We start from the raw sequence: 11,889 nt of genomic DNA, 5'->3' as shown, positions 1-11,889 counted from the left end.
CCGCTGGTGCCGCTCGCGCGGTACACCGATCCGCCGGCGGACGCCCTCGCGGCGGTGAGCCTGGTGGTGTTGGGCGCGGCAGCCGGCGGGCCGGCCCTGGTGCCGGCCGGTGGGAGCGGCACCGCCAGCAGGGAGGCGAGGTACCGGCGCCACAGCGACCGACCCGCCGTGTGCCGCACATGCCGCGCACCGGCCGGGCCCGCGCCGAGGAGCGCGACCCGCAACCGCCGCGGCAGCGAGCCGGTCACGGGCGGGCCTCGCCGTCGACGCCCGCGGTCACCGGGCCCTGCACCGCCTCGCGGACGGTCGTGCTGTTCCCCAGCTGCCGCAGCAGCGCCGGGGCGGAGACACCCACCGCGATGGCGGCGGCCACCCCGACGACCTGGTTGTGGAAGAGCAGCCCGGCCGCCGCGCCCAACACCACCAGGCTCACCGCCGCGAGGGCGTCCGCCGGCGGATCGGTGTACCGCGCGAGCGGCACCAGCGGTTCGCCCCGCTCCCGGGCGCCCCGTCTGGCGGACCGCCACGCCGCGATGCGGCTGTGGAGCACCAGCAGCTCGGTGAGCGCCCCGCCCGCCGCGCCGAGCACCATCGCCAGGTACCACTGCATCGTGCGTCTCCCCTCAGCTGCCGGGGCGCCACCGCAAGCACGCCGTACCGGGATGATTCCCACCGGGGCGCCGCATAGTGCCCGCTCCCGGAGCGGAGGCCACTTCGGCGTGAACCGGCGCACCGCCGGGCTCAGGGCCGCCCGGGCGGCGCGCTCGTCGGTCGGCCCCGGCTTCGGTACGGGCGGCGCGGCTCGCAGCGCCCTCAGCCCTTGGCCACGCCCCCGACCTCGTCGAACGTCGGGAACGAGCGCTGCGCTCCCTCCCGGGTCACCGCCACCGCCCCCACCCGCACCGCGAACCGGGCTGCCGTGACCAGCTCCTCGCCCCGCGCCAACCGCCACGCCAGCGCGGCGGTGAACGCGTCACCGGCGCCGGTGGTGTCCACAGCCCGCACCGCCGGGCTCGGCACCCACTCGCTGCCCTCGCGCGACGCCACCAGTGCCCCGCGCGCCCCGAGCGTCACCACCACCGACCGCGGACCCAGCTCCAGCAGTGCCGCCGCCCACGCGGCCTCCTCCACTGACCCGCTGCCGGCCCGGCCGCCGGAGGCCCCCAGCAGGAAACGGGCCTCGTGCTCGTTGACGACCAGCGGGTCGCACGCGCGCAGCACCTCCGGTGGCAGCGCCGCGGGCGGCGAGGGGTTCAGCACCAGCCGGCACTCCGGCGGCAGCCGCCGCGCCAGCTCGACGACCGTCTCCAGCGGGATCTCCAGCTGCGTGGAGACGACGGCGGCGCGGGAGAGCAGCGCCCGGGCCGCGACGACGTCGTCGGGGGCGAGCCGGGCGTTGGCGCCGGGTGCGACCACGATGCTGTTGTCACCGGAGGGGTCCACCGTGATCAGCGCGACCCCGGTGGGCGTGGGGCCGCCGAGGACCCCGTCGGTGTCGGCACCCGCCTCCCGCAGCGACTCCCGCAGCAGCGCGCCGTGCGCGTCGTCCCCGACGCGGGCCAGCAGGGCGGTCACGGCGCCCAGCCGCGCCGCCGCCACCGCCTGGTTGGCGCCCTTGCCGCCCGGGTGCACGGCGAGATCGGTGCCGAGCACCGTCTCCCCGGCGCCGGGGCGGCGCTCCACGCCGACCACCAGGTCCGCGTTGGCCGACCCGACGACCAGCACCTCCACGCGCGCTCGGCCGCCGCCGCCCGCCGGGCCGGCCCCCGGCGTGCGGGTCGTGCCGCTCACCGGAACTCCCCGACGTTCTCCGCGGTGACGACCCTGACCGGGACCAGCACCGTCTCCTCCAGCTCCTCGCCCTCGACCGCCCGCAGCGCGTTGCGCAGCGCGACCCGTCCGAGTTCCTCGGGCTGCTGCGCCACCGAGGCGTGCAGCGTGCCCGCCTCCACCGCGGCCAGGCCGTCGGGCGTCCCGTCGAAACCGACGACCGCGACGTCGCTCCCGGCGCGGTCGCCCAGGGCCCGGACGGCGCCCAGCGCCATCTCGTCGTTCTCCGCGAACACCCCGTCGATGTCCCGGTTTCCCTGGAGCAGATTGGTCATCACGTCGAGCCCCTTGGTGCGGTCGAAGTCGGCCGGCTGGCGCGCCACCACCTCGATGCCGGGGTAGTCGCGCAGCCCCTCGGTGAAACCGGCGCCGCGCTCACGGCTCGCGGAGGTGCCGGGAGTCCCCTCCAGCACGATGATCCTGCCCTCGCCGCCGATGCGCTCGGCCAGGGTCTGCGCCGCGAGCCGCCCGCCCTCCTCGTTGTCCGAGGTGACCAGCGCGGCCGTCTCCGCGTCGTTGACCCCGCGGTCCGCGGCGATCACCGGCACGCCGTCCCGGTTGGCACCGCGCACCGCCGAACCGGCGGCGTCCGAGTCGACGGGGTTGACGATCACGGCGGCCATTCCCGCGCTCGCGAAGTTCTGCAGCTGATCGGCCTGCTGCGAGGCGTCGTCCTGCGCGTCGGTGACGGTCAGGTCGACCCCGGCGGCCTCCGCCTCCGCCTGCGCCCCGTCGCGCATCTGCACGAAGAAGGGGTTGTTGAGCGTCGACAGCGACATCCCGACGCGCGTGGCGCCGCTGCCGCCGGAGCCCGGGGTGAGGTACATGGCCGCCCCGAGCACCGCGGCCACGCACGCCACGGCCAAGCCGCCCCGCAGCAGCTTCCGCCGTCCGCCGCCCGCGCCACCGCCGGCCCCCGCACCGAGCGTCCCGCCGCCGGCGCCGCCGCTCCCACCCCGGCGCCGCACCGTGTCCAACAGCACGGCGAGCGCGATGACGACACCGATGACGACCTGCTGCCAGAACGCCGACACCGACATCAGGTTCAGGCCGTTGCGGAGCACCGCCAGGATGAGCGCCCCGATCAGCGTCCCGGAGGCCTTGCCCACGCCGCCCGCGAGGCTCGCGCCGCCGATCACCACCGCCGCGATGGCGTCCAGTTCGTACCCCTGGGCGGCCTGCGGCTGCGCCGAACCCAGCCGCGAGGCGAGGACGACGCCCGCCACCGCCGCGAACAGACCCGAGAGCGCGTAGATCGCCAGCTTCTGCCGGTCCACGCGCAGTCCGGACAGCCGGGCGGCCTCCTCGTTGCCCCCGATGGCGTACATCGACCGCCCGAGGTAGGTGCGCGCCAGGATCAACGCCGTCACCAGACCCATCCCCGCCATGATCAGCAGCGGGACCGGGAGCCGGCCGCCGATGCTGTCGCCGAGGAAGAACAGCGAGTCCGGGAGGTTGATCGGGCTGCCCTGCGAGATGACCAGCGACAGTCCCCGGCCCACCGAGAGCATCGCCAGCGTCGCGATGAACGGCGGCAGCTTCCCGTACGCGATCAGCGCACCGTTGACGAGGCCGCAGGTGAGCCCCACCCCGGCCGCGAGCAGGACGGCCAACCACACCGGAAGGCCGTCGCCGGCCGCCAGCCAGCCCATCACCGTCGCCGACAGCGCGGCGACCGATCCCACGGACAGGTCGATGCCGCCGGAGACGATGACGAAGGTGACGCCGAAGGCGAGGATGGCGGTCACCGCCGCCTGGACCCCCACGTTCAGCAGGTTCTGGGTCGTCAGGAAGTCACCGGAGAGCAGCGCCATCGCCGCCAGCAGCACCAGCAGCGCGGTCAGCGCACCGTTGTCCAGCAGCAGCCGCCGCAGGTCACGGGCGCCGCTGCCCGTGGTCGGCTTGCTCGTCGTCTCACTGGTCACCGTGGCGCTCCTTGTCGCTGTCGGTGCCGTCGCCGTCGGCGGCCCCGCTGTCCTGTCCTGCCGTCGGCCCGTGCCCGGCCGGTGGCCCCTGCCTCCCGGGCGGCGCCGCGGGCGCGCCCTCCGGTGGGCCGGTGGCCAACGCGAGGGCCATCACGGCGTCCTGCGTCGCCGCCTCACCGGCCAGCTCCCCGGCGATCCGCCCCTGGGCCATGACGAGCACCCGGTCGCTCATGCCGAGCACCTCGGGCAGGTCGCTGGAGATCATCAGCACGGCGTGGCCCGCCGCCGTCAGCTCGTTGACGAGCCGGTAGATCTCGACCTTGGCCCCCACGTCCACGCCGCGCGTCGGCTCGTCGAGGATGAGGACCCGGGTGTCGGCCATCAGCCACTTCCCGATGACGACCTTCTGCTGGTTGCCGCCGGAGAGGGTGCGGACCGGCTGCCCCGGACCCGCCATGCGGACCCCCAACTGCTTCGCGACGCGTGCCGCGGCAGCCCTGCGCCCCGCCACGTCGACCAGCCCCGCCCGGGTCGCCGATCGCAGCGTCACCAGCGCCAGGTTGTCCTGGACCGAGGCGTCGAGCATCAGCCCCTGCCCCTTGCGGTCCTCCGGCACCAGCCCGAGCCCGGCGCGCAGCGCCGCGACCACGTCACCGCCGCGCACCGGCCTGCCCTCGACCTCCACCTGCCCCGCGTCGTACGGGTCCGCACCGAAGACGGCGCGCGCCAGCTCGGTGCGCCCCGCGCCGACCAGCCCGGCGAGGCCCACGACCTCGCCGGCGCGTACCTCGAAGCTGACGTCGGCGAACGCCCCCGCGCGGGAGAGCGAGCGCACCGACAGCAGCGGCTGCCCGGCCGGCGACGCCTCGCGCGGGTACTGCTGCGCGATGTCCCGGCCGACCATCAGCCGGACCAGGTCGTCCTCCGGGGTGCTCGCCGGCACCTGCCCGACCGTGCGGCCGTCGCGCATCACCGTGACCCGGTCCGCGAGCGCCGCGATCTCCTCCAGGTGATGCGTGATGAAGACGATGCCCACACCCTCGGCGCGCAGCCGCCGCACGAGGCCGAAGAGGGTCTCCACCTCCCCGGAGGTGAGGACCGCGGTCGGCTCGTCCATGATCAGGACGCGAGCGTCGAGCGAGAGCGCCTTGGCGATCTCCACCATCTGCAGCCGCGCCACGCCGAGGCCGGCCACCCGCGCGCGCGGCGGGACGTCCAGCCCGACCCGGGCCAGCAGCCCCGCGGCGGCCGCCTCCATCCGCCGGCGGTCGACCAGGCCGAACCGGCGCGGCTGCCGGCCCAGGAAGATGTTCTCCGCGACCGTCAGCTCCGGGACGAGCGTGAACTCCTGGTGGATCGTGGCGATCCCCAGCCGCTCGGAGTCGCGCGTGCTCTCCGGGCGCACCTCCCGACCCTCCACGAGGAGGCGTCCGGCGTCGGGACGGTGCGCCCCGGCGAGCACCTTGATGAGCGTGCTCTTCCCGGCCCCGTTCTCCCCGAGCAGCGCGTGCACCTCGCCGCGCCGCAGGTCGAAGTCGACCGAGTCCAGGGCGACCACCCCGGGGAAGCACTTGCGGACTCCTTCGACGCGCAGCACCTCGTCGTCGCTGCTCACGCGGACCTCCTCGGACGCGGTGTCAGGGGGGTGCCGGCCCGGGGTTCGCCACAGGAGCGGCGGACCACCAGGCGGGCCGGGAGAGTGACCGACCGCGCCGGCCGGCCCTCGATCAGGTCGACCAGGGCGCCCACTGCCGCCCGCGCGAGGTCGGCGACCGGCTGGGCGACAGCGGTGAGCGGGGGGTCGGTGTGCTGGAACCAGGGGATGTCGTCGAACGCCGCCACCCCGATGTCCTCGGGCACGCGGAGCCCGCGGGCCCGGATCGCGTCCAGGGCGCCGAGCGCCATGAGGTTGTCGGTGGCGAACACCACCTCGGGCGGCTCCGGCAGGTCGAGGAACCGCTCGGTGACGCGCCTGCCGCTGCCGGCCCGGAAGTCGCCTTCGCCGACGTACTCCTCCGGGAGGTGCATCCCCTGCTCGGCCAGAGCCTCGCGGAACGCCTCGACCCGCTCGCGCGCCGTCGTGGTGGCCGGCGGGCCGGTGATGACCGCCAACCGCCGGTGCCCGAGCCCGTGGAGGTGCGCAACCAACTCACGGACGGCCGTGGCGCCTTCGGCGCGGATCACGGTCACGTCGAGCCCGGGGACCCACCGGTCCACCAGGACCACGGGCGGCGTCGGCAGCCGCGTACCGGGCGCGAACGGCGACCGGCCGTCGGCGGGGGAGACCAGCAGACCGTCGATCCGACGGTCGAGGAGGGTGCGGATGTGGTGGTCCTGGAGTTCGGGGCGCTCGTCCGCGTTGCCGATGATCACGCTGTAGCCGTGAGCCCGCGCCTCCTCCTCCGTGAACCGGGCCAGCTCCGTGAAGTAGGGGTTCATCACGTCGCTGATGACCAGCCCCAGGGTGCGGGTCCGGTCGGTGCGCAGCGACCGCGCCACCGCATTGGGCCGGTAGCCCAGGCGGTCGACGGCACCGAGAACCCGCTCCCGGGTCTCCGGGCTGACGGACCGGTGCCCGTTGAGCGCCCGCGAGACGGTCGCCACCGAGACACCCGCGGCGGCGGCGACATCCCTGATGCCCGCCATGCACTCCACCTCCTCGTGGACCCGCCACCCGGCGCACACCGCTGCGGTGCGGCGCGCCCACCGGGCGGTGGCACGGCAGATGAAATCGATTACATGCCGGTCGGCGCAACCCCCGAGCGCACGCGAGACCGGATCGTGACCTGGTCGGGGCCGGCGGGGCGGCGTCGCGGAACGGGTCGGAGCGCCGGCGGGCGACGGGGCCGAAGTGCCTCTCCCGTAGGATCGGCGCCCCCGGGGAGGGCGGCGCGCGGGCGCCGCGCGGCGCCGGGTCGGCCGATCGGCAATACCGGGAGAGCAGTGATCAGGGTCCTCGTCGCCGACGACGAACCGCTCATCAGGGCGGGCATCCGGCAGATACTCGCGTCGGCCGACGACATCGAGGTCGTCGCCGAGGCCGCGGACGGCCGGGAGGCGGTCGACCTCGCCTGCTCTCACGCGGTCGACGTGGCGCTGCTGGACATCCGCATGCCCGCGTTGGACGGCCTCGGGGCACTCGCGGAGCTGCGCCGGGCGGCGCCCGCCGTCCGAGCGCTCGTGCTGACGACGTTCGGGGAGCGGGAGTACGTGCTGCGTGCTCTGGCGGCCGGCGGAGCGGGCTTCCTGTTGAAGGACGCGGCGCCCGCCGAGTTGATCCGGGCGGTGCGCGCGGCGGCGGCCGGCGACGCGTTCCTCTCGCCGGGAGTGACGCGCCACGTGGTCGACACGCTGGCCGATGGCGGCGAGTCGACCCGGCGCGCGGCCGCGCGTGATCGGCTGGCCGCGCTCAGCAGCCGGGAGACGGAGGTGCTCGCCCTGCTCGGCGAAGGCCTCTCCAACGCCGAGGTCGGGCGCCGAATCCACGTGAGCGAGGCGACGGTGAAGACCTACGTGAGTCGAATCCTGGCGAAGTCGCAGTGCGACAACCGGGTCCAGGCCGCGCTGCTCGCCCGGGACGCGGGGCTGGGGCCGGCCTGATCGGGCCCACGCGGCTGCGGCCGGACGGCGTGACCGGCGCCGCGCGACGCGGGGAGATGCGAGGCGCCCCGCAGGGTGCGGACGACCGCGGCCGCGACGGGCCGTCGATCGGGAGGGCTGTCCCGCCCCTGCTCGCCCGGGCGCCCACCGCACGTCGCGGCAGCCGTGTCCGATTCCCGCAGTGCCCTCGGCCGGCACGCCCCGGCCGGGTGCCGCGGGTCGCTGAGGACGGGCGTCCCGCCGAGGGCGTGACGTCCTCGCTCATGAGGCGACGCGCTGCCGCCCCTGCTGCCCGGCCGTCTCCGGCGTCGCGTCGTCCACCGGGCGGCTGACCTCCGCCCACACGGCGTCCAGGGAGAGGCCGAGCACGTCGGCGATGGCCGCGATCGTGGGGAACGCGGGGGTGGCGACCCGCCCCGACTCGATCTTGCGGAGGGTCTCCGGGGACACGCGCGCGTCGAGCGCGGTGGCGAGTATCGAACGATCCCCGCGGGCGCGCCGGAGGAGAGCGCCGAGGCGCTGTCCGCGGGCGACCTCGGCCGGGGTGAGCGGCAACCTGACCATGCCCCGATACTAGTACCGGTATAGTAGTCCCGGTATTTCTATTGGAAGGCACGAGGAGAGCGTCGCGTGATCGAGATCCTGAGCCCGGCCCGCGTGGCCACCGCACGTACCTCGGGGGCCCTGGTCGCCGACATCCTGCAGACCCTGCGCACCCGCACCGTGCCGGGCACCAACCTCCTGGAGATCGACGGCTGGGCGAAGGAGATGATCCTCGGCGCCGGGGCGCAGTCCTGCTACGTCGACTACGCGCCGTCGTTCGGTCGGGGGCCCTTCGGCCACTACATCTGCACGGCCGTCAACGACGCCGTCCTCCACGGCCGGCCGCGCGACCAGGTCCTCGCCCCGGGCGATCTGCTCACCCTCGACCTCGCTGTCGCGCAGGACGGCGTCGCGGCGGATGCCGCCATCAGCTTCCTCGTCGGCGGGACGGGCGACCCCGAGAGCGTGGCCCTGATCGCTGCGACGGAGCGCGCGCTGGCCGCCGGCATCGCCGCAGCCGGACCGGACGCCCGCATCGGGGACCTCTCCCACGCCATCGGAACGGTGCTGGGAGAGGCCGGCTACCCGATCAACACCGAGTTCGGCGGACACGGCATCGGGTCGACGATGCACCAGGACCCCCACGTCCCGAACACCGGCCGCCCCGGGCGGGGCTACCGGCTGCGCCCCGGGCTGCTGCTGGCGCTGGAGCCCTGGGTCATGGCGGACACCGCCACGCTGGCCATCGACGCGGACGGCTGGACCCTGCGCAGCGCCACCGGATGCCGCACCGCCCACACCGAGCACACCATCGCCATCACCGAGGACGGGGCCGAGATCCTCACGCTCCCGACCCACTGACCGCCGCGGTGCGGCGTCGACCTCCGCGGCCGCTCACCACTCGGTGGTGTACGCGTCCTTCGCGACCAGTACCCCGTCCGCGAAGCAGAACCGGTACAGCGCCACCAGGTCCGCGTCGTCCGGTTGCTCCGTCGACGCACGCACCAGGCACTCCGTTCCGGCGGGCCGCGGCGGCTCCGCCCCCGCCACGTCGGTGACGAGCAGCGACCCGTCGGGCAGGCCGTCCCGCACCGCGGCCTCGTCGGCGCCCACCTCGATCGCCGCGTAGTCGCTCGGGGAGACCAGCGAGGAGTCCCACTCCCGCAGCGCCCACACCCCGAACCCCAGGAGCACCCCCGCACAGACGGCCGCGGTGCCGCACCCCAGCGCGACCCCCCGCCAGCTGCGGCCCATGGCGGTCGCCAGCTCCCGCTGCCGCCGCTGCGGCGCGTGCCAGTCGACCGGCCCCGTTCCGGTGCCGGCGGCCGGCCAGCCGTGCTCGGCCTCCGCTCCGCCGTCCGGCACCCGAGGCGGCCCGGCGGCCCCCTGCAGGGCGCGCCCACCGCCGTCGCCCGCTTCCCCCTCGGGCGTCACGTGGTGCGGGGCCGAGCCGTAGGGCAGGATTCCGGCGACGCGGAAGCCGCCGCCCTCGGTCGGCCCGGCGTGCAGCAGGCCGCCCACCAGCCGGGCCCGTTCGCGAAGCCCGGTCAGCCCCTGACCGCCGCTCACCGCGGCGCAACCACCCACCGGTACGGGGGCGGGGGGCCCGCCGTCGGCGACCTCGGCGACGAGCGCGTCCGGCTCGTACCGAAGCTCCACGGTCACCGCGGCGCCCGGCGCGTGCTTCAGCGCGTTGGTCAGCGCCTCCTGGACGATCCGGTAGGCGGTGTGGTCCGCCGCCGGTTCCAGCGCCCGTGTCTCACCCGTGCGGTGCAGCTCGACCGCTGCACCCGCCTGCCGTGCGTCGGCCACCAGGGCCCCGATCCCGGCCGAGCCCCGCGCCGCAGGCCCCGAGGACTGGGCCGGAACGCCGACACCGTCCTCGTGGAGCACGCCGACCGCCTCCCGCAGTTCGCGCATCGCCTCCGCCGCCGCCTCGCGCAACATCCGGACGCGGTCGCGCTGGTCGCCGCTGAGCCCGCTGTCCACCTCCAGCGCGCCCGTCTGCACCGTGATCAGCGCCAGCCGGTGGCCGAGGCTGTCGTGCATGTCCTCCGCTATGCGCTGCCGCTCGCGCAGCCGCCAGTGGGCGGCGATCATCTCCCGTTCCCGCAGCAGCTGTTCGTTGTGCTCGTGCAGCGCCACCAGCAGCGTGCGGCGCTGGGCACGGTAGCGGCTCACCAGCCCGGGCAGCACGGTGGTGGTCGCGAACCCGACCGTCAGGAGCAGCAACGTCTGCGGGTCGGGCGTGCCCCGCCACGGTTCCACGGCCGGTGCCGCGTGCAGCGCGTAGGCGACGACGAAGGCGGCAATGACGCGACGCGCCGCGGGGACGCGCCCGCCCGCCGACCAGCCCACCAGTGGCATCAGCAGCCAGAAGCCTCCCCACACCCCGGCGAGCCCGCAGGCCGCCACCAGGGCGCTCGCGGGAAGGGCGCGGCGCAGCACGCACAGGCCGGCGGCGCTGGTGGCTCCCAGTACAACCCCCGCCATGCCGGAACCGGACGCGCCCACCCCCGCCACCGCCGCCGTCGCCAGCGCCGCCACCGTCTCGCCGACGATCCGGCGTGAACTCCACATGTCCTCCGCGGCGAAGCGCCGCCAGGTGGCGCGTGCCCGTCGTCTCGGTTTCACCCGCCCACCCTAGGCAGCACCCGTGGTGCCGAAGGCCGGCCTCCGCGGGCGTCAGGTGCGGTGCTCCCGCCAGGCCGTAGCGGACAGCCGGTGTCCGCTGCCGACGGGAGGATGGTCGGGGACGGGACCCGGCCCCCGGCTCCCGCGCCCACGCAGCAGTAGAAGGAGAATCGCCGTGACCTCGCACCACCGCATGTGTGGCGCCGTACCCCTCCTCCCCGGTGGGAGCCCGTCATGACCGTTCTGGACGACCGCGCCCTCAACCGAGCCACGCTCGCGCGGCAGTACCTGCTGGAGCGCTCCGACGCCGCGCCGCTCGACGTCGTGTCACACCTGGCGGGGGTGCAGGCGCAGGAGCCGCAGGAGCCGTTCGTCGGGCTGTGGGCGCGGACGCGCGGGTTCCGCCCCGAGGCGCTGGACGCGTTGGTGACGGGGCGGGCCGTCGTGCGCACCCACCTCATGCGCCGCACCGTCCATCTCGTGGCTGCGTCGGACGCGCTCGCCTGGCGCGGCCGCCACGACGCGATGCTCCGGCAGCGCGTGCTGACCACGTACCGGGACGAACTGCGTGGCGTCGACACCGAGGCGGTCCGTACGGCTGGGCTGGCGGTGCTGGCCGACGGCGCCCCCCGCTCCATGGCCGAGATCGTCGAGCCGCTGCGGGAGCGGTGGCCCGGCCCTCCCCGCCGGGCGCTGGGGGAGCTCCTGGTGGCGGCGCTCATCCCGATGGCGCAGCTGCCGCCGCGCGGCCTGTGGCAGCGGAGCGGCGGGGTGCGGAACCTGCCGCTCGCGACCTGGCTGGGGCGCGCGGTGGACCCGCACGACGCGGACGACAGCGACCCGGTCGGACGGCTGCTGCTGCGGCGCTACCTGGCGGCCTACGGGCCGGCGGCCTCCTCCGACCTGCGGGCCTGGTGCGGGCTCGCCGGACTGCCCGCCGCGATCCGCGCCGCACGCGGCGAGCTGGTCTCGTTCCGCGACGGGCACGGGCGCGAGCTGCTGGACCTGCCCGGGGCTCCGCGGCCGCCGGCGGACACCCCGGCGCCGGTGCGGTTCCTTCCGGCCTTCGACAACGCCGTCCTCGGCTACCGCGACCGTGACCGGATCATCGACCGGGAGCACCTCGGCCTCTCCGTCGCGGGGGAGCGGGTGGTCCTCGTCGACGGGCGCGTCTCGGCGACGTGGCGCGTGCGCGAGGACCACGTCACGGTCACCCCGCTGCGCCCGTTCTCCCGGACCGAGCAGCGGGAGATCCGGGACGAGGGCGGCGCGCTGGCCGAGTTCCTCGGCAGTGGCTCCGCCGATGTGCGGATCGCCGAGATGCCGTGACTCCCCGCAGGGTCGGTCCGCTGCCCGC

Annotated in this window: 10 protein-coding genes and 1 pseudogene; 3 read left to right on the top strand and 8 right to left on the bottom strand. The window is 75.7% G+C overall.

The features are described from left to right. The 6 genes and pseudogenes from HCN56_RS25760 to HCN56_RS07255 all read right to left on the bottom strand — a co-directional run. Positions 1-248, bottom strand: a pseudogene (locus tag HCN56_RS25760) (hypothetical protein); the annotation flags it as partial. Beyond that, positions 245-610: a hypothetical protein gene (locus tag HCN56_RS07275; RefSeq protein ID WP_167968662.1), complete on the bottom strand. Its 366-nt coding sequence runs from the start codon at positions 608-610 to the stop codon at positions 245-247. The gene HCN56_RS07275 and the pseudogene HCN56_RS25760, both read right to left, overlap by 4 nt. Positions 611-813: 203 nt before the next feature. After that, the gene (locus HCN56_RS07270) at positions 814-1,731 is read right to left on the bottom strand and encodes a ribokinase (RefSeq protein WP_167968670.1); all 918 of its coding nucleotides are present in this window, start codon (positions 1,729-1,731) and stop codon (positions 814-816) included. Positions 1,732-1,787: 56 nt separating this feature from the next. After that, positions 1,788-3,755, bottom strand: a complete 1,968-nt coding sequence (locus tag HCN56_RS07265; protein ID WP_312871101.1) for an ABC transporter permease/substrate-binding protein — start codon at positions 3,753-3,755, stop codon at positions 1,788-1,790. Continuing rightward, positions 3,745-5,370, bottom strand: a complete 1,626-nt coding sequence (locus HCN56_RS07260) for a sugar ABC transporter ATP-binding protein (RefSeq protein WP_167968661.1) — start codon at positions 5,368-5,370, stop codon at positions 3,745-3,747. The genes HCN56_RS07265 and HCN56_RS07260 overlap by 11 nt, the downstream gene beginning before the upstream one ends. Next, positions 5,367-6,401 (bottom strand): LacI family DNA-binding transcriptional regulator, encoded by a 1,035-nt coding sequence (locus HCN56_RS07255; protein ID WP_167968660.1) that lies wholly within the window; start codon positions 6,399-6,401, stop codon positions 5,367-5,369. Before HCN56_RS07255 ends, HCN56_RS07260 begins: the two co-directional genes overlap by 4 nt. Before the next feature lie 297 nt (positions 6,402-6,698). Here HCN56_RS07255 and HCN56_RS07250 point away from each other — a divergent pair, with 297 nt between their 5' ends. Continuing rightward, positions 6,699-7,355: a response regulator transcription factor gene (locus HCN56_RS07250; protein WP_167968659.1), complete on the top strand. Its 657-nt coding sequence runs from the start codon at positions 6,699-6,701 to the stop codon at positions 7,353-7,355. Positions 7,356-7,616: 261 nt separating this feature from the next. Here the strand turns inward: HCN56_RS07250 and HCN56_RS07245 are convergent, their stop codons facing one another. Next, positions 7,617-7,919 (bottom strand): helix-turn-helix domain-containing protein, encoded by a 303-nt coding sequence (locus tag HCN56_RS07245; protein ID WP_167968658.1) that lies wholly within the window; start codon positions 7,917-7,919, stop codon positions 7,617-7,619. 66 nt (positions 7,920-7,985) lie between these two features. Between HCN56_RS07245 and map the strand changes: the two genes are divergently transcribed. After that, on the top strand, positions 7,986-8,759 hold the full coding sequence (gene map, locus HCN56_RS07240) for a type I methionyl aminopeptidase (RefSeq protein ID WP_167968657.1): 774 nt from the start codon (positions 7,986-7,988) through the stop codon (positions 8,757-8,759). A gap of 33 nt (positions 8,760-8,792) precedes the next feature. On the opposite strand, the gene HCN56_RS07235 is transcribed toward map, so the two are convergent. Beyond that, the gene (locus HCN56_RS07235; protein WP_312871100.1) at positions 8,793-10,532 is read right to left on the bottom strand and encodes a sensor histidine kinase; all 1,740 of its coding nucleotides are present in this window, start codon (positions 10,530-10,532) and stop codon (positions 8,793-8,795) included. A gap of 234 nt (positions 10,533-10,766) precedes the next feature. On the opposite strand from HCN56_RS07235, the gene HCN56_RS07230 reads away from it, so the two are divergent. Beyond that, positions 10,767-11,861 (top strand): winged helix DNA-binding domain-containing protein, encoded by a 1,095-nt coding sequence (locus HCN56_RS07230; protein ID WP_167968656.1) that lies wholly within the window; start codon positions 10,767-10,769, stop codon positions 11,859-11,861. The last annotated feature ends 28 nt before the right edge of the window (positions 11,862-11,889 follow it).

It is taken from the genome of Streptomyces lonarensis, from assembly GCF_012033735.1.
Classification (GTDB): Bacteria; Actinomycetota; Actinomycetes; order Streptomycetales; family Streptomycetaceae; genus Streptomyces; species Streptomyces lonarensis.
The sequence above is the reverse complement of the archived record's forward strand: the minus strand, read 5'-3'. Positions and strand labels throughout refer to the sequence as shown.